The 22,295-nt window shown below is 65.7% G+C and carries 23 protein-coding genes; 12 read left to right on the top strand and 11 right to left on the bottom strand.

The genetic code is table 11. The features are described from left to right. Positions 1–3: 3 nt before the first annotated feature. The 7 genes from AC731_RS07785 to AC731_RS07755 all read right to left on the bottom strand — a co-directional run bounded on the left by AC731_RS07785 (position 4) and on the right by AC731_RS07755 (position 5,925). Positions 4–714: an electron transport complex subunit E gene (locus AC731_RS07785; protein ID WP_048704904.1), complete on the bottom strand. Its 711-nt coding sequence runs from the start codon at positions 712–714 to the stop codon at positions 4–6. Beyond that, positions 711–1,385, bottom strand: a complete 675-nt coding sequence (locus tag AC731_RS07780) for an RnfABCDGE type electron transport complex subunit G (protein WP_048704902.1) — start codon at positions 1,383–1,385, stop codon at positions 711–713. Before AC731_RS07780 ends, AC731_RS07785 begins: the two co-directional genes overlap by 4 nt. Next, positions 1,382–2,392, bottom strand: coding sequence for an RnfABCDGE type electron transport complex subunit D (locus AC731_RS07775; RefSeq protein WP_048704899.1), 1,011 nt, complete (start codon positions 2,390–2,392; stop codon positions 1,382–1,384). Before AC731_RS07775 ends, AC731_RS07780 begins: the two co-directional genes overlap by 4 nt. A gap of 4 nt (positions 2,393–2,396) precedes the next feature. Continuing rightward, positions 2,397–4,109, bottom strand: coding sequence for an electron transport complex subunit RsxC (gene rsxC / locus AC731_RS07770; protein ID WP_048704898.1), 1,713 nt, complete (start codon positions 4,107–4,109; stop codon positions 2,397–2,399). After that, positions 4,106–4,657, bottom strand: coding sequence for an electron transport complex subunit RsxB (rsxB, locus tag AC731_RS07765; protein ID WP_004262200.1), 552 nt, complete (start codon positions 4,655–4,657; stop codon positions 4,106–4,108). Before rsxB ends, rsxC begins: the two co-directional genes overlap by 4 nt. Positions 4,658–4,703: 46 nt before the next feature. Next, entirely contained in the window at positions 4,704–5,288 is a 585-nt protein-coding gene (gene rsxA, locus AC731_RS07760; protein WP_004262203.1) for an electron transport complex subunit RsxA, read from the bottom strand. Positions 5,289–5,364: 76 nt separating this feature from the next. Then, positions 5,365–5,925 carry an NUDIX hydrolase gene (locus tag AC731_RS07755; RefSeq protein ID WP_082794272.1) on the bottom strand — a complete coding sequence of 187 codons (561 nt, stop codon included), beginning with the start codon at positions 5,923–5,925 and terminating at the stop codon, positions 5,365–5,367. Between the two features lie 197 nt (positions 5,926–6,122). Here AC731_RS07755 and AC731_RS07750 point away from each other — a divergent pair, with 197 nt between their 5' ends. From AC731_RS07750 to AC731_RS07705, 10 genes are all read left to right on the top strand, one after another. Continuing rightward, positions 6,123–8,063, top strand: coding sequence for a diguanylate cyclase (locus tag AC731_RS07750; protein WP_048704895.1), 1,941 nt, complete (start codon positions 6,123–6,125; stop codon positions 8,061–8,063). Positions 8,064–8,198: 135 nt separating this feature from the next. Further along, on the top strand, positions 8,199–8,516 hold the full coding sequence (flhD, locus tag AC731_RS07745) for a flagellar transcriptional regulator FlhD (RefSeq protein WP_048704893.1): 318 nt from the start codon (positions 8,199–8,201) through the stop codon (positions 8,514–8,516). A 10-nt stretch (positions 8,517–8,526) separates the two neighbouring features. Then, positions 8,527–9,093, top strand: a complete 567-nt coding sequence (flhC, locus tag AC731_RS07740; RefSeq protein WP_004262217.1) for a flagellar transcriptional regulator FlhC — start codon at positions 8,527–8,529, stop codon at positions 9,091–9,093. Positions 9,094–9,299: 206 nt separating this feature from the next. After that, a complete protein-coding gene (gene motA / locus AC731_RS07735; RefSeq protein ID WP_004262219.1) occupies positions 9,300–10,154 on the top strand; it encodes a flagellar motor stator protein MotA in 855 nt (284 codons plus the stop codon). Positions 10,155–10,197: 43 nt separating this feature from the next. After that, positions 10,198–11,232 carry a flagellar motor protein MotB gene (gene motB / locus AC731_RS07730; RefSeq protein WP_004262220.1) on the top strand — a complete coding sequence of 345 codons (1,035 nt, stop codon included), beginning with the start codon at positions 10,198–10,200 and terminating at the stop codon, positions 11,230–11,232. 93 nt (positions 11,233–11,325) lie between these two features. Then, entirely contained in the window at positions 11,326–12,297 is a 972-nt protein-coding gene (locus AC731_RS07725; RefSeq protein ID WP_004262221.1) for a chemotaxis protein, read from the top strand. Between the two features lie 8 nt (positions 12,298–12,305). After that, on the top strand, positions 12,306–13,262 hold the full coding sequence (locus AC731_RS07720; RefSeq protein ID WP_004262225.1) for a chemotaxis protein: 957 nt from the start codon (positions 12,306–12,308) through the stop codon (positions 13,260–13,262). A 31-nt stretch (positions 13,263–13,293) separates the two neighbouring features. Next, a complete protein-coding gene (gene cheY, locus AC731_RS07715; protein WP_004262228.1) occupies positions 13,294–13,689 on the top strand; it encodes a chemotaxis response regulator CheY in 396 nt (131 codons plus the stop codon). Between the two features lie 30 nt (positions 13,690–13,719). Further along, positions 13,720–14,565 carry a protein phosphatase CheZ gene (gene cheZ / locus AC731_RS07710; protein WP_004262240.1) on the top strand — a complete coding sequence of 282 codons (846 nt, stop codon included), beginning with the start codon at positions 13,720–13,722 and terminating at the stop codon, positions 14,563–14,565. A gap of 134 nt (positions 14,566–14,699) precedes the next feature. Further along, entirely contained in the window at positions 14,700–16,595 is a 1,896-nt protein-coding gene (locus AC731_RS07705; protein WP_205626646.1) for a chemotaxis protein CheA, read from the top strand. A 69-nt stretch (positions 16,596–16,664) separates the two neighbouring features. Here the strand turns inward: AC731_RS07705 and tal are convergent, their stop codons facing one another. The 4 genes from tal to xseA form a co-directional block, all read right to left on the bottom strand. Next, positions 16,665–17,741, bottom strand: coding sequence for a transaldolase (gene tal, locus AC731_RS07700; RefSeq protein WP_048704884.1), 1,077 nt, complete (start codon positions 17,739–17,741; stop codon positions 16,665–16,667). 113 nt (positions 17,742–17,854) lie between these two features. Beyond that, positions 17,855–18,655: a pseudouridine synthase gene (locus tag AC731_RS07695; RefSeq protein ID WP_048704882.1), complete on the bottom strand. Its 801-nt coding sequence runs from the start codon at positions 18,653–18,655 to the stop codon at positions 17,855–17,857. Positions 18,656–18,773: 118 nt separating this feature from the next. Further along, a complete protein-coding gene (locus AC731_RS07690) occupies positions 18,774–19,358 on the bottom strand; it encodes a superoxide dismutase (RefSeq protein ID WP_004262252.1) in 585 nt (194 codons plus the stop codon). A gap of 160 nt (positions 19,359–19,518) precedes the next feature. Beyond that, positions 19,519–20,901: an exodeoxyribonuclease VII large subunit gene (gene xseA, locus AC731_RS07685; RefSeq protein ID WP_237266620.1), complete on the bottom strand. Its 1,383-nt coding sequence runs from the start codon at positions 20,899–20,901 to the stop codon at positions 19,519–19,521. A gap of 348 nt (positions 20,902–21,249) precedes the next feature. Between xseA and AC731_RS07680 the strand changes: the two genes are divergently transcribed. Together AC731_RS07680 and AC731_RS07675 are read left to right on the top strand one after the other, a co-directional pair. Then, complete coding sequence (locus AC731_RS07680) at positions 21,250–21,858, top strand: MotA/TolQ/ExbB proton channel family protein (protein ID WP_004262257.1); 609 nt, start codon at positions 21,250–21,252, stop codon at positions 21,856–21,858. An 11-nt stretch (positions 21,859–21,869) separates the two neighbouring features. Beyond that, the gene (locus tag AC731_RS07675; protein WP_004262259.1) at positions 21,870–22,292 is read left to right on the top strand and encodes an ExbD/TolR family protein; all 423 of its coding nucleotides are present in this window, start codon (positions 21,870–21,872) and stop codon (positions 22,290–22,292) included. Positions 22,293–22,295: the final 3 nt, after the last annotated feature.

Genomic DNA, 22,295 nt, shown 5'->3' with positions numbered 1-22,295 from the left:
GGCTCAGCTCGTGGCTGCGGGCTCGGCGGTCGGCGACTCCGCAGCCTGCGCGGAGGGGGGCGGTCGCCGACGCGCACGGGCCGCCAGGTTCGCGTTGATGGCATTGAATGCAGCGATCAGGCAGCCGAGCGCGAAGAAGGCGCCCGGCGGCAGGATGGCGATCAGGAAGCCGGGGTAGTCGTCGCCGAAGACGTTCCACGCCGACAGGCCGGGGATGATCATCTCGATGCCGGAGAACAGCGTGCCGGCGCCAAGCAGCTCACGGATGCCGCCCAGCAACGCCAGCACCCACACGAGGCCGAGGCCCATCATGATGCCGTCGACGGTCGAGGTGAGCGGGTCGTTCTTGGCCGCGTAGGCCTCGACGCGGGCCAGCACGATGCAGTTGGTGACGATCAGCGGAATGAAGATCCCGAGCACCAGATAGAGGTCGTGCAGGAAGGCGTTGAGGGCGAGGTCGACCACCGTGACCAGCGCGGCGATGATCAGGACGAACACCGGGATGCGGATCTCGTACGGGATGAAGTTGCGCAGCGCCGACACCGCCAGGTTGGACATCGCCATCACGAGGATGGTCGCCAGGCCTAGGCTGACGGCATTGACCATGCTGGTGCTGATCGCGAGGATGGGGCACAGGCCGAGCAGTTGGGCGAGGCCGGTGTTCTGCTTCCACAGGCCATTGTAGGAAATGTCGCGGAACTGCTGGGGGGTCATGGTTGCGCTCCGAACGTGCTGCCAGCGGGGGCGGAGAACAGGGCGTCCTGGCGTTCGACCGCCCACGCCGTGGCGCGGCCGACGGCCTGGACCACGGCGCGTGCGCTGATGGTGGCGCCGGTGCGGTAGCCGAAGGTGCCGCCGTCCTTGCGTACCGTCCATCCGGCGGTGTTCACGTCCTTCCAGGTGGCAACGGCGAACTGGCCGATCCAGGGCATGTCCTTGCGCCGGTCCTTCTTCGGGTCGATGTAGTCGCCGAGTCCCGGGGTTTCCTTGTGTGCCGTGACACGCACGCCCGACAGCAGGCCGTTGGTGTTGATCGCCACCACCATCGCGATGCGTCCGGCGTAGCCGTCGGTGGCGGCGGTTTCGACGATCAGGGCGACCGGTTCGCCCGCCTTGCGTGCGCGCCAGATGCGACCACCGTCGTCGAGGCCGATCGCCGGTGTGGGGCCGGTGCGTACGACGTCCTCGAGCAGGGCGTTGTCGTAGCTGCCCGGCGGCAGCACTTCGTCGATCAGGCGCATCTGCGCGTCCTGCGCCGAGGCCTCGATGGCCGGCCGGGTGTAGGTGTAGGTGGAGGCCATCAGGGCGGTGAACACCACGGTGAACACCAGCATGATCAGGGCCGTGCGCAGCGAGGTGCGCGTGGCGCTGTAGCGTGCGCTCATCGCGAATCCCCCTGGCCACGGTGGCCGAACACGCGCGGCTGCGTCTTCATGTCGATCAGCGGCACGCAGATGTTCATCAGCAGCACGCCGAAGGCGATGCCTTCGGGGTAGGCGCCGAAGGCCCGGATCAGCCAGGCGATGAGCGCGATGCCGCCTGCGAAGATCAGCTTGCCGCGCGGCGTGGTGGCGCCCGACACCGGGTCGGTGACGATGAAGAAGGCTGCGAGCATGGCGCCACCGCTGGCGAGGTGGAACAGCGGCGAGGCGAAGCGGACGGGATCGAACAGCCAGAAGACGCCGGAAACGAGGGCCAGGGTGCCGATGAAGGCCGCGGGCATGTGCCAGGTGATCGTGCGCGTGATCAGCAGCAGGGCGCCGCCGGCAACATAGCCGAGCGAGATCCATTCCCAGCCGCGTCCGCCGAGGAAGCCGAAGGCCGAGCCCTCCATGACCGCATCGACGCTGGCGGTGGCGCTGCGCAGCCCGGTGCGCAGGGCATCGAGTGCGGTGGCGCCGGTCATGCCGTCGATGTCGCGCGCGCCGCCCAGGATCAGTCCGAGCTGGGTCTCGAAGCTGAGTCCGCCGGCCGGTGGCCACTGCGACATCAGCGCGGGGTAGGCGACGATCATCGAGCAGTAGGCGACCATCGCCGGGTTGAAGGGGTTCTGCCCGAGACCGCCGAACAGGTGCTTGGCGACGACGATGGCGATCAGCACGGCGATCATCGTCAGCCACCACGGCACGATGGGCGGGAAGCACAGCGCCACGAGCCAGGCGGTGACGACGGCCGACAGGTCGGTGACGGCGACGCCGACCGGGCGCTTGCGCAGGCTGAGGATCAGCGCCTCGGCCGCGATCGCGGTGAAGGTGGCGATGGCGAGATTGACGAGAATGCCTGCGCCCACCTTGGAGGCGTAGGCGACGATGCCGGGCACAAGCGCCAGCAGGACCATGCCCATCACGCGCTGGACGCTGGCTGGTTTGCGGATGTAGGGAGAGTGGATCATGGGGTCAGGGACGGGGTGAACCTTCGGTTTCCGTGGGCGTGCCCGCCTTGACGGCGGGGTCGGCCGGTGGCGGGGTCTCGCCGCCCTGTGCCTTGCGCCGTGCCTCGATCTCGGCAATCTCGGCCTGGGTCTCGGCGCTCAGATTGTCGGTGTTGCGCGGTTCGGTCGCCGCCTTCTGCGCTTGCGCACGCGCCAGCGCAGCCGCGATCAGGGCCTTTTTCGGGTCTTCCGCTGGCGCCGCGGCGGCTGCGGCGGACGACGCCTCACTGCCTTCGCTGCTCAGCTTCGCGCGCGTTTCGGCGGCCTTGGCTGCGAGCTTGGCGGCCTTCTCTTCCTTCTCCCGCTCCTGGCGGTAGTTGCGGAACTCGAAGCGCTCGCGTGCCTGGTCGGCAGCCGCCTTGTCGCGCTCGCGCGCCCAGATCTCGCTCTTGGCGAAACGGTAGTAGTCCACCAGCGGGATGTGCGAGGGGCACACGTAGGCGCAGCAGCCGCATTCGATGCAGTCGAACAGATGGTATTCCTGCGCCTTGCCGAAGTTCTTGGCACGGCTGAACCAGTACAGCTCGAAGGGCTGCAACTCGGCCGGACAGGCCTTGGCGCACTCGGTACAGCGGATGCAGGGCTGCTCGGGCGGCGGCGGGGGCAGCAGCGTCGGCGAGGCGGAGATGATGCAGTTGCTGCCCTTGACCACCGGCACGTCGAGCCGCGGCAGGGCGAAGCCCATCATCGGCCCGCCCATCAGGTAGCGATTGGTGTCGGGCCGGGGTTCGGCCAGCGGCAGCAGTTCGTCGATCGGGGTGCCGATCAGTACTTCCCAGTTGCCGGGCCGGGCGACGTTGCCGGTGAGCGTGACGATGCGGCTGACCAGCGGTTCACCGTGCGCGATGGCGCGATAGACCGCATGTGCGGTGCCGACGTTGAAGCACTGCACGCCGTAGTCGGCGCCAAGCTTGCCGTAGGGGATCTCGATGCCGGTGAGCACGCGGATGAGCTGCTTCTCGCCGCCGGCAGGATAGAGCGCGGGCACTGACTGGATGCGCACCGCGTCGCCAACGCGCTGGGCCGCGGCGCGCATCGCCTCGATGGCCTCGGGCTTGTTGTCCTCGATGCCGATGACCAGTTCGCGCGCGCCGATGAGGCGGTACAGGATGCGGGCGCCGGCCAGGATGCCGTCGGCGCGCTCGCGCATCAGGCGGTCGTCGCAGGTGATCCAGGGCTCGCATTCGGCGCCGTTCAGGATCAGGGTGTCGACCCCGCTGCCCTTGCCGAGCTTGACGTGGCTGGGGAAGGTGGCGCCACCCAGGCCGACAAGACCGCAGTCGCGCAGCCATGCGAGCGTGGCGTCGCGGCCCGCGGCCTCGGCGTCGAAGGGCGCGTGCTCGATCCAGCGGTCCTCGCCATCAGGCTGGATGACGACGCAGCGCGTCTCCAGCCCGGACGCATGCGCCATCGTGTACCGGCCGAAATCGACGACCGTGCCCGAGGTCGGGGCATGCACCGCGGTGCCGAGGAAGCCTTCGGGCTCGCCGATGCGCTGCCCTTTCAATACTTTCTGGCCGACTTCGACGATGCAGCGCGCCGTGGCGCGGGTGCTCTGGCGCAGCGGCACGATCAGACGGGAGGGCAGCGGGGCGCGCTGGATGGGGGCGCCGGCCGACTCGTGCTTGTGCGCGTCGGGCTTGATGCCGCCGTGGAACTTGAACAGGCGCGTGATCATGCGGCTTTCCTGATTTCGACCACCGGGTACTTCCATTTCCAGGTCTGCACGGTGTCGGCGACCGGCACCATGGCGATGCAATCGACCGGGCAGGGTGCGACGCACAACTCGCAGCCGGTGCACAGCGGCTCGACCACCGTGTGCATCTGCTTGGCAGCGCCGACGATGGCGTCGACCGGGCAGGCCTGGATGCACAGCGTGCAGCCGATGCAGGTCTGCTCGTCGATGACGGCGACCGACTTGGGTTTCTCGACGCCGTGCTCTTCGGACAGCGGCTTGAACTCGCGCCCGAGCAGGTCGGCGAGCTTGCGGATGCCTTCCTCGCCGCCCGGCGGACACTGGTTGATCTCGGCTTCGCCCTTGGCGATGGCTTCGGCGTAGGGCTTGCAGCCGGGATAGCCGCACTGGCCGCATTGCGTCTGCGGCAGGATGGCGTCGATCTTCTCGACCAGCGGGTCGCCCTCCACCTTGAAGCGGATGGCGGCGTAGCCCAGTGCCGCACCGAGCACGAGGGCGATGCCGGTCATGACGAGGAGGGCGGTCAGCATTGCGTGGATTCTTGTTCGTTCGTGGTGAGATCGCGGGCTGCGGATCTCAGTGGAAGCGGTCGAGGCCGGCGAAGCCCATGAAGGCCAGGCTCATCAGGCCGGCGGTGATCATGGCGATGGCGGTGCCCTTGAAAGGTGCCGGCACATCGGCGCCTTCGAGCCGCTCTCGGATGCCGGCGAACAGCACCAGCGCGAGCGTGAAGCCGACCGAGGAGCCGAAGCCGAACAGCAGCGACTCGAGCAGGTTGTGCTTCATGCCGACGTTGAGCAGCGGCACGCCGAGCACGGCGCAGTTGGTGGTGATCAGCGGCAGGTAGATGCCCAGCACCTGGTGCAGCAGCGGGCTGGTCTTCTGGATGACGAGTTCGGTGAGTTGCACGATCGCCGCGATGACGACGATGAAGGACAGCGTGCGCAGGTAGCCCAGGTCGAAGGGCTGCAGCAGGTAGTGGTCGATCAGGTAGCTCGAGCCGGAGCCGAGCGTGAGCACGAAGGTGGTCGCCGCACCCATGCCGATGGCGGTCTCGAGCTTCTTCGACACACCCATGAAGGGGCATAGCCCCAGGATGCGCACGAAGACGACGTTGTTCACCAAGACGGCGCTGATGACGACGAAGATGTAGCTGCTCATGATCCGCCGGGCGGGGAAGAATCCGGGGATTATCGCCCGCGGAGAAGGGCTTCTCAACCCTGATGCGCTTATAGGCTTATGCCGTGGGGCGGATGGGCCAGCCCGGCGGAGGTGGCAGGCTCGCGGTGTGGAACGACCAGCGGCCACTGCGGCGATCGTCAAAATAGTGCCGCAGGCTCAGGGCGATGCTGCGGAAGGCGATCTCGTCCCACGGGATCTCGTCCTCGCGGAAGAGCGCGACCTCGAGCGACTCCTCGCCGGGGCGAAAGTCGAGGTCGAGCAGGCGGGCACGATAGATCAGGTGGACCTGGCTGATGTAGGGCACGTCGATCAGGGTGTACAGCTCGCCCACCTCGATGCGTGCGCAGGCCTCCTCGGCGGTTTCCCGGGCGGCGGCCTGCGCCGTGGTTTCCTCGTTCTCCATGAAACCGGCAGGCAGCGTCCAGAAGCCCAGGCGCGGCTCGATTGCACGGCGGCACAGCAGGATGCGGTCTTCCCATTCGGCCAGCGCGCCCACGACCAGCTTCGGATTCTGGTAGTGGATCGTGCCGCACTGGGGGCACACGTGGCGCGGCAGGCTGTCCCCGGCCGGGACGCGGAATTCGACGGCAGCGCCGCAGTTCGAGCAGAAATTCATGGAATGCCACGAAAGTGAGGGCGGCGTGAATTCTACGTGTTTTTCGCCTGCCGCCGGCGGGCGGGTGCCGACTGTGACGGGATTCGCGGAAAGTCCCGGAAATTATGGCTCTCCCCGCTGACAGCAGGTCGTGGAGCGGCTAGAGTCCTGATCGGTCGCAATATTGCGGCATCCCAAGAGGCCATCGCGGTTCGTCCATGCCCCCTCCGATCGACATCAAGCGTTTCGAGCAGCTCAAGGCTGTGGGTGACCTGCCATCGCCGCGAGGTGTCGCAATTGCCATCATCCGTCTGACTCAGTCTGCCGATGTGTCGATGGCGGAGTTGGCACGGGTGATCAAGAGCGACCCGGCCTTCGTCGGGCGCCTCATAAAGGCCGCGAACGGCCTTGTGGCTGAGAACCGGCGTGCAGTGGTCTCGGTCCAGGAAGCCTTGATGGTGCTGGGGCTGCCGGCCGTCAGGACCCTGGCGCTGGGTTTCTCCTTGCTCTCCAACTACCGCAAGGGGGCGTGCGAGGGCTTCGATTACGGGCGCTTCTGGTCGTCGTCGCTGTTGATGGCGCTTTCGATGCAGGCGCTCGTCCAGCGGGTGCGTGTCGTTCCGGCCGACGAAGCGTTCAGTCTGGGCCTGCTCGCGCGCGTTGGCGAACTCGCACTCGCGACCCTCTATCCGGCCGACTTCTCGCGTCTCCTGAAGGAAGTGGCGCGATCGCCGCAGCTGCGCCAGCTCGATCTCGAGCAGACGGCATTTGCGATGACCCACTGCGAGCTCGGTGCAGCCATGCTGATCGACTGGGGTGTGCCCACGCAACTGGTCAATCCGGTGCTGTGCTTCGAGCGTCCCGAGCTCGCGGATTTTGCCGAGGGCTCGCGTGAGGCGGGGCTCGTGCAGTGTCTGGTGCTGTCGCGGGCGATTGCCCAGTTGTGCCTCGCCCCCGAGTCGGAGCAGGCGCGGTTGATGCCGGCCATGCTGCAGCTTGCCGGGCGGCTGGGACTACCGCGCGGGGATTTCGTCTCGCTGTGCGAGCGCATCGCGCGGGAGTGGAGCGAGTGGGGCAAGCTGCTGCAGATCGGCACGGCGCGTGCCCCGGCTTTCGGCAACCTGTGTGCAGCGGACGAGACGGAATCGGAGCCGGCGGCGAGCGCGGCGGATCCGACCATGACCCAGCCGGGCAGCGACATGCCGGTGTTGATCGTCGCGGGTGATGCTTCCGAGCGCGCGCATATGCGGGTGCTGCTCGAGGAGTCGGGGTTCAGCGTGCATGAGCAGGCGGATTACACGCAGGCTATCGAGAGCGCCATCGACGTTCAGCCATGCCTGCTGCTGGTCGACTGGTCGGGCGAGAACTGCGGTGCGTCGCTCGTGCGCGCGCTTCGCACCACGCGTTTCGGGCGCACACTGCACATCCTGGCACTGCTCGATGCAGACGACGACGGACTCCTCGAGGAGGCTGCAGCGGCGGGGGCGGACGATTTCATCCTCAGGCCGATCAGGCCGGCGGCGCTCGCGGTCCGGCTGCGGGCCGGACGCCGCACCGTGACGCTGCAGCGCGAGCTGGAGCGCGAACGCGAGGAACTCCGTCATTTCGCCGCGGAGCTTTCGATTTCGAACCGGCGCCTGCAGGAAGCCGCGATGACGGATGCGCTGACCGGCATCCCGAACCGTCGCTTCGCGATCGACCGCATCCAGATGGAGTGGGCGGCCGCTGCGCGCCATAGCCGTCCGTTGTCGGTCATGCTGGTCGACCTCGACGGCTTCAAGGAAATCAACGACGCGCATGGCCACGACGTCGGCGACATTGCCTTGCGCCAGATATCGGCGACGCTGCGCGGCGCCTTGCGCGCGCAGGACGTCATCTGCCGCACCGGTGGCGACGAGTTCCTGGTGATCTGTCCGGACACCGACCTGTCCGCGGCGCTGGGTTGCGCGGAACGTTTGCGCAGCGCCGCGCACGACATGCCGATCGACACCGGTGGGCCGCGGGTGAGGCTGACGGTCAGCGTCGGCGTTGCCATGCGCGAGCCGTCGATGGCCAACGCCGATGCCCTGATCAAGCTCGCTGACCGCGGTGCCTTCCTCGCCAAGGAGCGGGGCCGCAATTGCGTGATGAGCGCCCAGGTCGTTCATGCCACATCCTGAGTTCGGCGCCCGTTGTTGCACTTGGGCAACGGTTCGACAGGGTCGAATCCATCTGTGTGTGACTTTGTAACTTGCTGATACTGAGGATTTACTTTAAGTTCGGGTCCGTTCATCCCTGAAAGGGATTGGAAAACTATGGATCGACCCGACTTCCAGACCGAGATACGTGAGCTGAATCTGGCCTACCTGATGCTGGCGCAGCAGATGTTGCGTAGCGATCGGGCGACGGCAATGTTCCGTCTCGGCATCGGTGATGAACTGGCTGACGTGATCGAATCGATGACTGCGGCCAAACTCGTGAGAATGGCCAGCAGCCAGATGCTGGTACCCTGTTTCCGTTTCGACGATGCCCAGCTCGCACGCCTGATGGCTGGCGAGGGGCGCGATGCGTCGAGCGCCGGTCTGCATGCCGCGATCCTCGCGGCGGGCAAGGCGGCAACCGGGGCGGCCTGAGGAGCAAGACATGAAGAACAAGAGCGTGATCGAAGAGGCGGAGGACATCCGCCGTGCCGTCGAGATGGTTCAACTGGGCGCGCGCATGCAGATGCTCGAGGTTGAAACCCGCCTCAGCCGCGAGAAACTGCTGAAGATCTACAAGGAAGTCCGTGGCGTCTCGCCGCCAAAGGGCATGCTGCCGTTCTCGACCGACTGGTTCATGACCTGGCAGCCGAACGTGCACTCGTCGCTGTTCATGGCGCTGCACCGTTTCTACTGCGAGCGTGCTGGGCTTGCGGGGCTGGACGCCATCATCAAGGCCTACCACCTGTACCTCGACCACATCGAATGCAACGTCATGGAGCCGGTGCTGAGTCTGACCCGTGCCTGGACGCTGGTGCGCTTCTTCGACGCCGATCTGCTGCAAATGGCGCCGTGCAAGGCCTGCGGCGGCCACTACGTGGCACACGCGCATGATCCGGTGCAGGACTACGTGTGCGGGCTGTGCAACATGCCCTCGCGTGCCGGTAAGTCGCGCCGCACCACTCAGGCGCGTCCCGCAACACGCCGCAAGCCGGCCGCAGCCACAGCCTGATCGATACGGCGGAGCCTTTCCGGCGCGACCGGATACTCCACGAAGGCAGGGCCGCCCGAGCAGTCGGGCGGCCCTTTTGTTTGCGGCGCTGCATCGTCGATCACGTCCGACTCAAGTTTTGCAGGACAGAGACGTTAAAAATCACGAGACTGTCGATACGGTTGTGGCTAGGCTCTGCCGCAGCGAAATTCCACCTGGAGTGACCGGTGTTTCTGATCATTGGCTACGTCATCATTCTTGCTGCCTCGCTGGGAACCTATGCGGTGCACGGCAGCCTGGCCGCATTGTGGGTGCCGATGGAGTACCTCGCGATCGTCGGCCTGATGATCGGCGGCTTCGTGGCAGGCAATGGCCCGAAGGCGATCAAGGCAACGATGGCTGCCCTTCCGTCCGTGTTGAAGGGCTCGCCCTACAACAAGGCGCTCTATGTTGACCTGCTGGCCCTGCTCTACGAAATTCTGGCGAAGGTCCGCAAGGAGGGCCTGATGTCGATCGAGGGCGACATCGAGAATCCCGAATCAAGCCCCATATTCGCAAAGTATCCCAACGTCGCCGCCGACCACCATGCGATCGAATTCCTGACCGACTATCTGCGCATGATGGTCGGCGGGAACCTGAATGCGTTCGAGATCGAGAACCTGATGGACATGGAGATCGAGACGCACCATCAGGAGGCGCACCAGGCGCCGCACATCGTTTCCAAGGTCGCGGACGCGCTGCCCGCTTTCGGTATCGTGGTGGCGGTGATGGGGGTGGTGAACGTCATGGGCTCGGTCGGGCAGCCGCCGGCGGTGCTCGGCAAGATGATCGGTGGCGCACTGGTCGGTACCTTCCTCGGCATCCTGGTGTCGTACGGCTTCGTCTCGCCGATCGCCAGCCAGCTCGAGCAGAAGGTGGAAGAGAGCGGCAAGATCTACCAGGTCATGAAGGTGGTGCTGCTGGCGAGCATGAACGGCTATGCGCCGCAGGTCGCGATCGAGTTCGGACGCAAGGTGCTGTATGCAAACGATCGCCCGGGCTTCGTCGAGCTCGAGGAAGAGATCAAGAGCCGCAAGGGTTGAGGATGCACACGCAGTCGATCGACCGGCTTGAGCTGGAGGCGCCATGAGCGACGATACCCAGCAGCCCATCGTCGTCAAACGCATCAAGAAGGGCGGTGGTGGCGCGCACGGTGGTGCGTGGAAGATCGCCTATGCCGACTTCGTCACGGCGATGATGGCCTTCTTCCTGCTAATGTGGCTGCTGGGGTCCACGGCGCAGGGTGACCTCGAAGGGATCGCGGATTATTTCCAGAACCCGCTCAAGGTGGCGATGCAGGGGGGCGAGGGAACGGGTGACAGCTCGAGCATCCTGCAGGGCGGGGGTGAGGATCTGACGCGCTCGGTGGGGCAGGTCAAGCGCGGCGACGTGGCAAGCTCCCGTGCCATCAACCTCGACGCGGCGGGCGGCAAGCGCAAGACCGACGCCGAACTCGCGGCCGAGCAACTGGCCGAGCGTCGGGAGCGCTCGCGGCTGATCGACCTCAAGGGACGGCTCGAGGCGATCATCGAGGCGAATGCCTCCTTGCGCCAGTTCAAGAACCAGATCCTGATGGACATCACGACCGAGGGGCTGCGGATACAGCTCGTGGATGAGCAGAACAGGCCGATGTTCACCTCGTCGAGCGCCGAACTGAGGCCCTACACGCGCGAACTCCTACGCGAGATTGCGCGGGCGCTGAACGATGTCGACAACCGGATCAGTCTCTCCGGGCATACCGACTCCGCGCAGTACGCCGGCGGCGAGCGCGGCTTCTCGAACTGGGAGCTGTCATCGAACCGCGCCAATGCATCGCGGCGGGAGTTGGTGGCCGGCGGACTCGAGGCCGGGAAGATGGTGCGCGTGGTCGGCCTCGCCGACACGATCCCGCTGAATCGGGACGACCCGTTCGATCCGATCAATCGCCGCATCAGCATCATCGTGCTCAACAAGACGACGGAAGAGGCTTTGCGCGGCGCTTCGAGCACGACCGGCGTCGAGGTGCGCGGCGGCGATGAAGGCGCGGAGATCGGCGATCGCATCCAGGGTGGGCTGCCATCCGGGACAGGCGCCGGTGACGCGGGGGTCACGCCCGTGGGCGGTCCTGCGCAGGTGCGTTGATTTTCGGCTCAAGTCCGTCATGGACGGGCCGTTATGTGTGAAACACGAGGTCGCTTTCGCGGCCCGCATTGACCGCCGGAGGCGGGGGAAAAAATGTCCGATCTGCTCAAGAATATCGATGCCCGTACCCGGCTTGCGGGCACCAACAAGCTCGAGATTCTGCTGTTCACGCTGGGCGTGGATTCGCGCACGGGACGACGCGAGACGTTCGGCATCAACGTCTTCAAGGTGCGCGAGGTGATGCGCACGCCCAAGATCACCGCCGCACCCGAGATGCCGGCCTCGGTCGAAGGCATGGTCAGCCTGCGCGGGGTGCTGGTGCCGGTGGTCGATCTGGCGCGCTACGTCGGCATCGGCGTCGAAACGCCACGCGACATCATGATCGTCACCGAGTACAACGGCCACACCCAGGGCTTCCTGGTCGAGGCGGTCGACACCATCCTGCGACTGGACTGGTCGCAGATGCGCGTGCCGCCCGACATGCTCACGGCCAACCTCGGCGGCCTCGTCACTGCGGTGACCGAGCTTGCCGACAAGAAGCTCGTCATGATGCTCGACGTCGAGAAGGTGTTGTCGGAGACCACCAACTATGACGACGACTTCATGTTCAAGGATATCGAGCGCCTGCCCGATGCGAATGAGCACGTGGTGTTCTTCGCCGACGACTCCTCGGTCGCCCGCCGCCAGATCTCCCAGACGCTCGACGCGTTGGGGGTGCGCTACGTCGGGTCGGTCAACGGCCGCCAGGCGTGGGAAGAGCTCAAGAAGGTCGCGGCACTTGCCGATGCCACCGGACGCAAGGTCACGGATCTCGTCAGCCTGGTGCTGACCGACGTCGAGATGCCGGAGATGGACGGCTACATCCTGACCAAGCAGATCAAGTCGGACCGCCGCTTTGCCGGCGTTCCCGTGCTGATGCATTCATCGCTGTCGGGCATGTCGAACCAGCAGCTCGGGATGTCGGTCGGCGTGGATGAGTACGTGCCCAAGTTCGAACCGCAGCGCCTGGCCCAGACCCTGGCCCGGCTGCTGGCCGAGCGCGGCCACAAAGGCGATACGAAGTGAGGAACACCATGTTGAAAGCTGATAAGGACCACGCCCTGCTTGAATCGGTCGATAGCCGCACGACGCTGGCCGGCTCGAACTGCATGGAGATCCTGCTGTTCTCGCTCGGCACGACGGAAAACTTCGGCATCAACGTGTTCAAGGTGCGCGAAGTCTGCACGACCCCCTTCATCACACGCACCCCCAACATGCCGCGCGGTGTCGAAGGCTTGATTTCCCTGCGTGGCAACGTGATCCCGGTGCTCTCGTTGTCGAGCATTCTCGGGGTGTCCGAGCCGGGCATGGCGCTTGGCGGCTCGATGATGGTGACCGAGTACAGCAAGCGCACACTGGGTTTCCTGGTGCAGGAAGTCGACCGCATCATCCGGGTCGACTGGGAGAAGGTGCGCACGCCGGATAACGTTTCGGCCGGCACGCAGAGCTACATCACCGCGATCACCGAACTGCCCGACGGCCGCCTCGTCTCCATCCTCGACGTGGAGACGATCATGGCGAATACCTTCGGCGATGCAGTCGTCGGCAACATCGCGCCGCTCCACAACGGGCATGAAGTCAACGTCTTCTTCGTCGATGACTCGGGTGTGGCCCGGCGCAAGATCACCGAGGTGCTCGACAAGCTCGGCGTGCGCCACAAGCATGCGGTGAATGGCATGGAAGCCTGGACCCGGCTCATCAGCATCGCCGACCACTGCGATCTGGTCGGGCGCGACCTGACCGAGGAGATCGACCTCATCATGGTCGATGCCGAGATGCCGGAGATGGACGGCTATGTCCTGACGCGCAACATCAAGGCCGACCCCCGTTTCGAGAACATTCCGGTCGTGATGCATTCCTCGCTGTCGTCCGAGGCCAACCGGGCGATGGGCAAGCGTGTGGGTGTGGATGCCTACGTGGCAAAATTCGACGCCGATGTACTCGCCGACACCTTGCGTCCGATGCTGGAACGGGCGCAGCGGGCCGCCTGAGCGGCGAGTGCTGCCGAATCTGGAGAACACAATGTCCGACCCCAAACTGAAATTCCTCGTCGTCGATGATTTCTCGACCATGCGGCGCATCGTCCGCAACCTGCTCAAGGAGCTGGGTTTCACGAACGTCGATGAGGCCGAGGATGGCGCGATCGCGCTGCAGAAGCTCAACAGCGGGCAGTTCGACTTCGTCGTTACCGACTGGAACATGCCCAACATGGACGGTCTGACCCTGCTGCAGACGATCCGTCGTTCGCCCCATCTCAAGCACCTGCCGGTGCTCATGATCACCGCCGAGGCAAAGAAGGAGAACATCATCGCGGCGGCGCAGGCGGGTGCGAGCGGCTACATTGTGAAGCCTTTCACGGCCGCGACACTGTCGGAGAAGATGCAGAAGATCTTCGAGAAGATGGGGCACTCCGCCTGAACGGCGGCGCGTCCATAGCTGGAGCCTGACATGAGCAAGAAGGCAAGACTAGACGAATCGGGCGACTCGGACGACCTGCAGGCGCTGTTTGACAGCATTGCATCCGAGCCTGCGGGCGCATCGACGCCCGCGCCGAAACCTGCGCCTGCCGTGGTAGCCCCCTCTGCCGACGGATCGGGGGACAACGACGAGCTCCAGGCCCTGTTCGACGCAGTGGCTGCGGAGGCGGGCGCCGCCCCCGCCGCAGCCTCTGAGCCGCCGGCCGCCGATGCGGAGGGCGAGGCCGTGTTCAACCGCCTTGGCCAGATGACACGCCAATTGCACGACACGCTGCGTGAGTTGGGACTCAACCAGGCGCTGCAGGAATTTGCCGTCGCGATGCCCGACGCCCGTCAGCGACTCGACTACATCGCGCAGATGACCGAGCAGGCGGCGAGCCGGGTGCTCAATGCGACGGACATCGCCCGTCCGCTGCAGGACGGTCTGCAAAGCGGAGCCGGTGCCCTGCGCGGACGTTGGGATCAGCTTTTCGCCGGACAGCTGTCGCCTGACGAGTTCCGTCAGCTGAGTGCCGAGACCCGCGATTTCCTCGGCACGGTCGATGCGAATAGCCGTGCGACCAACGCCCAGCTGATGGAAATCATGATGGCGCAGGATTTCCAGGACCTGACAGGGCAGGTTATCAAGCGTGTGGTCGAGCTCGCGCAGACACTGGAGAGCCAGCTGTTGCAGGTGCTGCTCGAAACCGCTCCGCCGAATCTGAAGTTCGAGCACAAGATAAACCTGATGAATGGTCCGGTCATCGACGGCAAACGACCCGACGTCGTGACCACGCAGGCCCAGGTGGACGACCTGCTCGAGAGCCTCGGGTTCTGAGCCGCGTCGTGACGCTGACGTCGTTACCCCTGACGTCGCTACCCCTGACGTCGCGTACCTGAAGACCTGACCTTGACGGGTGCCCGCAGCAGAGGCCGGGGCACCCGCTGATGAGAGATTGGAGCCAAACAGCCATGAGTGATTTTGCCGGAATGGAGGACCTGCTTCAGGACTTCCTCATCGAGGCCGGGGACCTTCTGTCGGGGGTAGACAACAAGCTGGTCGATCTCGAACGTTCGCCAGACGACGTCGGCCTGCTCAACGACATCTTCCGCGGTTTTCACACGATCAAGGGCGGCGCAGGCTTCCTGAATGCGACCGAATTGGTCAACGTGTGCCATCTGACCGAGAACCTGTTCGACAAACTGCGCAACAGCGAACTGTCGGTGACCCCGGAAACGATGGACGTCATCCTGGCGGCGACTTCGGCCGTGCGCGACATGTTCGGCCAGCTCGAGCACGGGACCCAGCCGCCTGCGGCCGACCCTGCGCTGATTGCGGCACTCAAGGCAGCCCTGGCCGGCGAGCAGGTTCGACTGTCTGGCGCGGCGCAGGCGGCGCCTGTTGCGCCCATGGCGATCCCGAAGCCGGGCGAGCCCGACTGGGACGTGCTCTATTCGGCCGTGACCGGCAAGACGGTGGTGCAGCCCAAGGCTGCCGTTGCGGCGCCTGCGCAGACCTTGCCGGCCGTGCAAGCGCCGGTAGAGTCGCCCGAGGCGATCATCAAGGCTGCGATCGGGCGGCGCGCGATCGACAAGCCGGGCGCCACTGGGCCGAGCGGCAGGCGTGACACCGAGCGCCAGCGCGACAACTCGATCAGGGTCGACACCGCGCGCCTCGACCAGGTCCTGAATCTGTCGGGTGAAATCGGCCTGACGAAGAACCGCCTGAATGCGCTGCGCAGCGACATCCTCAGCGGCCGCAATGACACCGAGACCCTGCATGCGCTCGATCTGGCGGTGAGCCAGCTCGACCTGCTGGTGTCCGACCTGCAGAACGCGGTGATGAAGACCCGCATGCAGCCAGTTGGCCGCCTGTTCCAGAAGTACCCGCGGATTGCCCGCGACCTCGCACGCAACCTCGGCAAGGATGTCGAACTCGTCCTGGCGGGTGAGGAGACCGAGATCGACAAGACGATGATCGAGGACCTTGCTGATCCGATCATCCACCTCATCCGGAACGCGGTTGACCATGGCGTCGAGGAGCCTGCCGGTCGTATCGCAGCGGGCAAGCCCGAGAAGTCGAATGTCCGCCTCGAGGCGCGCCAGGAAGGCGACCACATCGTCATCCTGGTCGCAGACGACGGGCGCGGCATGGATGCCGAGCGCCTGCGCGCCAAGGCGCTCGCGAAAGGCCTCATCACGGATGAGGAAGCGAGCACGATGGATGAGCGCCAGAGCTACAACCTGGTCTTCCTGCCCGGCTTCTCCACCGTCGAACAGGTATCGGACGTCTCCGGCCGTGGCGTGGGCATGGACGTGGTCCGCACCAACATCCAGAAGCTCAATGGCTCGATCGAGATCCGCTCGCAACTGGGCAAGGGCACGACTTTCATCATCAACCTGCCGCTGACGCTGGCGATCCTTCCTGTGCTGCTGGTGCGGCTGGGCGACCAGCCCTTCGCCGTGCCGCTGTCTATGGTGCGGGAGATCCTGCCGATCGATCCGGCGAACATCCAGGACGTGGGCGCGAAGGCGACGATGGTCGTGCGCGGCGAAGTGCTGCAGATCCTGCCGCTGGCGTCGCTGATCGGCTGGCCCCAGGAGCGCGTCCCTCAATACGGGGTGCTGATGCAGGCAGCCGAGCTGTCCTTCATTCTCGCGATCGACAGCTTTGCCGGCCGCGAGGACGCGGTGATCAAGTCGCTCGACGACTTCCGTCCGAAGGGCGTCGCGGGCGTGACGACGCTGTCGAACGGCCAGATCGTCCTGATCCTGGACATGAAGGAGTTGCTGACGGCAGCCGGCGACCAGCGCGGTGTCGGCCGCTCCGCCCTGGTGCGTCAGGCGCCGAAGCTTACCGTGGCCTGAACGGAAAGCTCCGCTGAAAAGAGAAGGGCCGCCCGAGCGCGGCCCTTCTTCATTAGAGGATGTGCGGACTCAGGCGGTGAGTTCCAGCAGCGCGGCGAAAGCCTGTTCGAACTGTGTCAGGCCTTCCCGCTGCAGGCGTTCGCCCACGGCGTCGAGGTCGACACCCACGCGCTCGAGCGCGGCGTACTGCGCCTTGGCCGCATCCACGTCCCGGTCCAGCGTCGCGTCGACGCGGCCGTGGTCGCGCAGGGCGTCGAGCGTGGCGTCGGGCAGCGTGTTGACCGTTTCCGCACCAATCAGCGGCTCCACGTACAGGAGGTCGCTGTAGGCGGGATTCTTGGTGCCGGTACTGGCCCACAACATGTACTGGGGGCGAGCGCCTTTCGCGTTCAGCGCGCTGAATTCCTCGCCTTGGAAGCGCGCCAGATAGCGCTGGTAGGCGAGCTTGGCCGTTGCCACTGCGCTCTTGCCGCGCAGGGCGAGCGCGTCACCGCCCAGTTCATCGAGTTGCTTGTCGACCAAGTTGTCCACACGCGACAGGAAGAGGCTCGCGACGGACATCACCGTCGACGGATCGCCGCCAGCCGCGCACAGTCGCGAAAGGCCCCGCAGGTAGGCGCTCGACACCGCCTCGACGTGTGCGAGCGAGAACATCAGGGTCACGTTGACGCTGACGCCTTCGCCGATGAGGCGTTCGATGGCCTCGACGCCAGCCGGGGTGGCGGGCACCTTGATCAGCAGGTTGGGCCGGTTCACCGCAGCCCTGAGCCGCAGGCCGGCCGCGACCGTGCCGTCCGCGTCGTGCGCCAGCGCCGGTGAGACCTCGAGACTGACATATCCGGCATTGCCGCCACTGTCGCGATGCAGGGGCGCAAGCAGGTCGCAGGCGCGCTGGACATCCGGAATCACGAGCGCCTCGTAGCGTGCCTCGGCGCTCAGGGGCTGCTGCTTGAGGGCGGCCAGATCGTCTTCGTAGTAGCGCCCGCCGGCGATTGCCTTGTGGAAGATCGCAGGGTTCGTGGTCACGCCGGCGACGCCGTCTTCTGCGATCAAGCGTGCGAGGTGACCGTCGTTGAGCAAGGTGCGGGAGAGGTTGTCGAGCCAGATCTGCTGGCCGTGCTGGCGTACCTGGAGCAGCGGATTCATCGATGTACCTGGGTGGTCGGGGGGGACGGCATCGCGGTGCCTGCTTGGTACCGCCTGCCTGTGGAGCGTCGATTGTGCCTTGAAAACGCCGCCGCTGGGGACTGGGCGCGAGATCAGCCCGTCACGGCCTCGTCCCAGCCCAGTTGTCGGAGCACGGCGCCGAAATCGTCAGCCAGCGGAGCCGTGATGTTCAGGAGGGCCCCCGTTGCCGGGTGTGTGACGGTCAGCGTGGTGCAGGCGAGCAGCAGGCGCTGGCAGCCGAACAGGGTCTGGAACAGCCGGTTGTGCCGACCCTTGCCGTAGGTGGCATCGCCGATGATCGGGTGCGAGAGGTGCTTGAGGTGGCGGCGCAACTGATGACGACGGCCGGTTTCCGGCGTGAGTTCGACGAGGGCGTAACGGCTGGTCGGGTAACGGTCGACGGCGTGGGGCAACTCGACGGTCGCCAGCCGCCGGAAATGCGTCAGCGCGGGCAGGGCGGCGGCAGCGCCCTCGGTCTTCTGTCCGTCTGCTGCGGAATCATCGTCCTCGTCTTCAGGCAGAGCGTCCCGCCGGCCTGCGCCCACGCCGTGCCTGCGCTCGATCGCGTCGAGTTTGCGGACGAGCGGATGGTCGATGGCGCCCGCCTCGGGCGGATGGCCACGTACGACGGCGACGTAGCGCTTCGCGACCGTCCGTGCCTCGAACTGTGCGCCCAGCGCGGCAGCCATCGCGGCGTCTAGCGCGAACAACAGCACGCCCGAGGTGCCGCGATCCAGGCGGTGTGCGGGAAAGACCCTGCGTCCGATCTGGTCCCGCAGCAGTTGCACCGCGAAGCGTTCATCACGGGCCGCGATCGGGCTGCGGTGCACCAGCAAGCCGGAGGGCTTGTGGATGGCGACCAGCCATTCGTCGCGATAGAGGATGTCGAGCATGGGGGCGGGCAGGAGCGGGCGTGTCGAAAGGCGCGAGGCCGAAAAACGCGAAAGCGACCACAAGGGGTCGCTTTCGCAGCTGCGAAGGCCCGAATCCGCCGGACCGGGCCGGCAGGGATCAGGCGAAGTTCTGCGCCGCGAAGTCCCAGTTGGCCAGCTTGTCGAGGAAGGTGGCGACGAAGTCCGGACGACGGTTCCGGTAGTCGATGTAGTAGGCGTGCTCCCACACGTCGATACAGAGCAGTGCGGTGTCGCCAGTGGTCAGCGGGGTGCCGGCGGCGCCCATGTTGACGATGTCGACCGAGCCGTCGGCCTTCTTCACCAGCCAGGTCCAGCCCGAACCGAAGTTGCCCACGGCCGAGGTCTGGAAGGCCTTCTTGAAGTCCTCGAACGAACCCCACTTGGCCTTGATGGCGTCAGCCAGCGCGCCGGTCGGCTCGCCGCCGCCGTTCGGCTTCATGCTGTTCCAGAAGAAGGTGTGGTTCCAGACCTGGGCGGAGTTGTTGTAGATGCCGCCGGCCGGTGCCTTCTTGATGATGGCTTCGAGGTCGAGGTTCTCGTACTCGGTGCCCTTGATCAGGTTGTTCAGGTTGGTCACGTAGGCCTGGTGGTGCTTGCCGTAGTGGAACTCGAGCGTTTCGGCCGAAATGTGCGGAGCCAGGGCGTCCTTGGCATACGGCAGGGCGGGCAGGGTGTGTTCCATGTGTCTCTCCTTTTGCAGGTTCTCGGGATTCTTGGGGGAAAGCCCGACTATTCTAGTCAGGATTGTGTGTCAGTGACAATCCTGGAGGCCAACATCTTAGGCGCTCCCGGAGCGTGGCGAAAGGCGTGGAAGCCCAGGTGCCCTTCGTTTCACCGATCCATCATAGACCGAGTCCCGTCACGCGGGTTCGCAGTGTCCCGTCGGCGAGCTGGACGTCGACCACGTCTTCGTTGGTGACCTGCCGTGTCGAACGCAGCACATTGCCATCCGCGTCGCGGGCGATGGCATAGCCGCGTGCCAGCACCGATTCGGGGCTGAGATGCTGGAGGTGCGATTCGAGCGCCTCGAGCCTGCTGTGCCGTGCTGCGAGCAGCTGATGCGCGGCGCGCTCGAGCCGTCCCTCAAGCACCGCCAATCGGTCCAGCTTGGGGGACAACATGGGGCGTGCGCGCGCCAGACGGAGATCCAGCGCGGCCTGGCGGAAATGCGCACGTTCGATCTGGTGATGCATCGCCCGCCGCAGTCGCTTGCCTTGAACCTCGAGTTCGTCCGCAGCGCGCCGCAGGCGTTCGCGCGGATGCACCAGCCGGAGCGACGCGCGGTCGACCCGCTGCTCGAGGCCTTCCAGCCGACGTGCGATGCTGCGCTGCAAGCGCCCGGCGATCGCAGCGGTTTCTCCAGTGGCGGCATGCCAGCCGGCGGTCGCGAGCTCGGCTGCGCCGGTGGGCGTCGGCGCGCGGAGGTCGGCGACGAAGTCGGCGATGGTGAAGTCGGTCTCGTGTCCCACGCCGCTGACCACGGGCAGCGGACAGGCGTGGATCGTGCGTGCGAGAGCTTCGTCGTTGAAAGACCAGAGGTCTTCCAGGCTGCCACCGCCGCGGACCAGCAGAAGGACGTCGATGCCGTCGCCGGTGGCGCGACGTCCGGCCGTCATCAGCGCATCGAGCAGCCGGCCCGCGGCGTCCGCGCCCTGGACCGGCGCGGGGTACAGCACGACCGGAACGTGGGGCGCGCGTCGCTGCAAAGTGACCAGTACGTCGCGCAGCGCCGCCGCCGCCGGCGACGTGACGATGCCGATCCCGCGCGGGAAGCGCGGCAGCTGGAGGCGGCCCGCCGGGTCGAACAGACCCTCTGCGGCCAGCTTGTCCTTCAGCCTGCGAAAGGCTTCGGCGAGGTCGCCGATGCCCGCCGGCCGGATGGTCTCGACATTGAGCTGGTAGTCGCCGCGCGCCTCGTACAGGGTCGCCAGCGCACGCACTTCGACACGCATTCCATTCTCGGGCCGGAAGGCGAGCAACTGTGCGCGGTTGCGCCACATCGCGCAGCGTACCTGCGCGTTGGCGTCCTTGAGCGTGAAGTAGAGATGGCCAGAGGCCGCACGGGTCAGGTTCGAGATCTCGCCTGCGATCCACATGAGGGGCAGGGCAGCCTCGAGGGCTTCGCGGGCGAGCCTGTTGAGCGCCGATACGGTCAGGATCTGCGAAATCGGGCCCGCGGGCGGCCGCGAGGGGGTGTTATCGGAGGAAATGGCTGCGTCGAACATGCGCGGATTGTATCGGAATCCACAGCCGCCCCCACGTGTCAAGCCTGTTGATGCAAGTCCTTGATCTTCAAGGGGTGTATTTATAACTCTTTGTTTTTAAAAGATGTAATTTGTTGCACAATTTTGCATCGGAGTGTCCGGAGGCTTGCCATCATTGGGTTTCGGGGCAACATCCAGAAAGAACCCACAAAGTTATCCACAGCTTCTGTGGATTGCTTGTCCCTGCCGCGGCACATCCTTGTTCATGCCGTTTGGGGTATCCCATTGTCATGGGGTGGGGCGCTCGCCCTTGTCGGCCCGGTACGGCAGCGTTAAAGTTCCGCCTTTGCATACCGGAGACCTGACAGCGTGTTCGCGATCATCCAGGCAGTGGGCTGGCCAATCTGGCCTTTGATTCTGGCTTCGGTCGTGGCGCTGGCGCTGATCATCGAGCGCTCGGTCACGTTGCGTCGTTCGCGCGTGGCGCCGGCGGGTCTGCTCGACAACGTGCTGAACGATCTCCGTCAGCACGGGGTGTCGACGGCGATGGTCGAGCGCGTCGGTGCGCATTCGCCGCTGGGGCGCGTGCTGGCTGCGGGCCTGCGCAACGTCAGCAGCCCGCGGGAGATGATGAAGGAGGCGATCGAGGAAACGGGCCGAGCGGTTGCGCACGAACTCGAACGCTTCATGACCACCCTTGGCACGATCGCGGCGATCAGCCCATTGCTGGGGCTGTTCGGCACCATCATCGGCATGATCGACATCTTTGCGTCGCAGGGCGTCAATGGCGCCAATCCGGCGCAGCTCGCGAAGGGTATTTCGATTGCGCTCTACACGACGGGCATCGGCCTCATCATTGCAATCCCGGCGATGATCTTCTGGCGCCACTTCCGGGCCCTGATCGATGACCTGGTCATCGACATGGAGCAGCAGGCGATCAAACTTGTCGAAGTCGCGCACGGCGAGCGTCGCGACTGAGGGCGTCCAGCATGAACTTCCGCCGCGGCAGCCGAGGTGCCGAGCCCGAGATCAACCTGATCCCGCTCATCGACGTCGTGCTCGTCATCATCATCTTCCTGATGCTGACGACGACCTTTTCGAAGACCTCGGGACTGGAGATCAATCTGCCGTCTGCAGAATCCGCCGGCGCGGAATCCGTCCCCAACGAGATCATCGTGGCCGTCACGGCGGCGGGCGAGGTGACCATCAATCGCCAGCCGGTGGCCGATCGCAGCATCGAGTCGCTTGCCACGGCGCTCGGCAAGGCTGCACCGGGCGGTGGCAGCGAACCGGTCGTCGTGATCAATGCCGATGCCAAGGCGGCGCACCAGAACGTGATTGACGTGATGCAGGCCGCGCAGCGCGCCGGCTTTGGTCACGTCACGTTTGCAACCCAGGCGCCGGCGCAGTGATTC

The sequence above is a fragment of the Thauera humireducens genome (assembly GCF_001051995.2).
GTDB lineage: Bacteria > Pseudomonadota > Gammaproteobacteria > Burkholderiales > Rhodocyclaceae > Thauera > Thauera humireducens.
This window is presented reverse-complemented; position numbering and strand designations above follow the sequence as displayed.

Bases quoted from the DNA above. Each gene is read 5' to 3' on its own strand.
- AC731_RS07785 (WP_048704904.1), bottom strand. From the start codon at position 714: ATGACCCCCCAGCAGTTCCGCGACATTTCCTACAATGGCCTGTGGAAG.
- AC731_RS07780 (WP_048704902.1), bottom strand. From the start codon at position 1,385: ATGAGCGCACGCTACAGCGCCACGCGCACCTCGCTGCGCACGGCCCTG.
- AC731_RS07775 (WP_048704899.1), bottom strand. From the start codon at position 2,392: ATGATCCACTCTCCCTACATCCGCAAACCAGCCAGCGTCCAGCGCGTG.
- rsxC (WP_048704898.1), bottom strand. From the start codon at position 4,109: ATGATCACGCGCCTGTTCAAGTTCCACGGCGGCATCAAGCCCGACGCG.
- rsxB (WP_004262200.1), bottom strand. From the start codon at position 4,657: ATGCTGACCGCCCTCCTCGTCATGACCGGCATCGCCCTCGTGCTCGGT.
- rsxA (WP_004262203.1), bottom strand. From the start codon at position 5,288: ATGAGCAGCTACATCTTCGTCGTCATCAGCGCCGTCTTGGTGAACAAC.
- AC731_RS07755 (WP_082794272.1), bottom strand. From the start codon at position 5,925: ATGAATTTCTGCTCGAACTGCGGCGCTGCCGTCGAATTCCGCGTCCCG.
- AC731_RS07750 (WP_048704895.1), top strand. From the start codon at position 6,123: ATGCCCCCTCCGATCGACATCAAGCGTTTCGAGCAGCTCAAGGCTGTG.
- flhD (WP_048704893.1), top strand. From the start codon at position 8,199: ATGGATCGACCCGACTTCCAGACCGAGATACGTGAGCTGAATCTGGCC.
- flhC (WP_004262217.1), top strand. From the start codon at position 8,527: ATGAAGAACAAGAGCGTGATCGAAGAGGCGGAGGACATCCGCCGTGCC.
- motB (WP_004262220.1), top strand. From the start codon at position 10,198: ATGAGCGACGATACCCAGCAGCCCATCGTCGTCAAACGCATCAAGAAG.
- AC731_RS07725 (WP_004262221.1), top strand. From the start codon at position 11,326: ATGTCCGATCTGCTCAAGAATATCGATGCCCGTACCCGGCTTGCGGGC.
- AC731_RS07720 (WP_004262225.1), top strand. From the start codon at position 12,306: ATGTTGAAAGCTGATAAGGACCACGCCCTGCTTGAATCGGTCGATAGC.
- cheY (WP_004262228.1), top strand. From the start codon at position 13,294: ATGTCCGACCCCAAACTGAAATTCCTCGTCGTCGATGATTTCTCGACC.
- cheZ (WP_004262240.1), top strand. From the start codon at position 13,720: ATGAGCAAGAAGGCAAGACTAGACGAATCGGGCGACTCGGACGACCTG.
- AC731_RS07705 (WP_205626646.1), top strand. From the start codon at position 14,700: ATGAGTGATTTTGCCGGAATGGAGGACCTGCTTCAGGACTTCCTCATC.
- tal (WP_048704884.1), bottom strand. From the start codon at position 17,741: ATGAATCCGCTGCTCCAGGTACGCCAGCACGGCCAGCAGATCTGGCTC.
- AC731_RS07695 (WP_048704882.1), bottom strand. From the start codon at position 18,655: ATGCTCGACATCCTCTATCGCGACGAATGGCTGGTCGCCATCCACAAG.
- AC731_RS07690 (WP_004262252.1), bottom strand. From the start codon at position 19,358: ATGGAACACACCCTGCCCGCCCTGCCGTATGCCAAGGACGCCCTGGCT.
- xseA (WP_237266620.1), bottom strand. From the start codon at position 20,901: ATGTTCGACGCAGCCATTTCCTCCGATAACACCCCCTCGCGGCCGCCC.
- AC731_RS07675 (WP_004262259.1), top strand. From the start codon at position 21,870: ATGAACTTCCGCCGCGGCAGCCGAGGTGCCGAGCCCGAGATCAACCTG.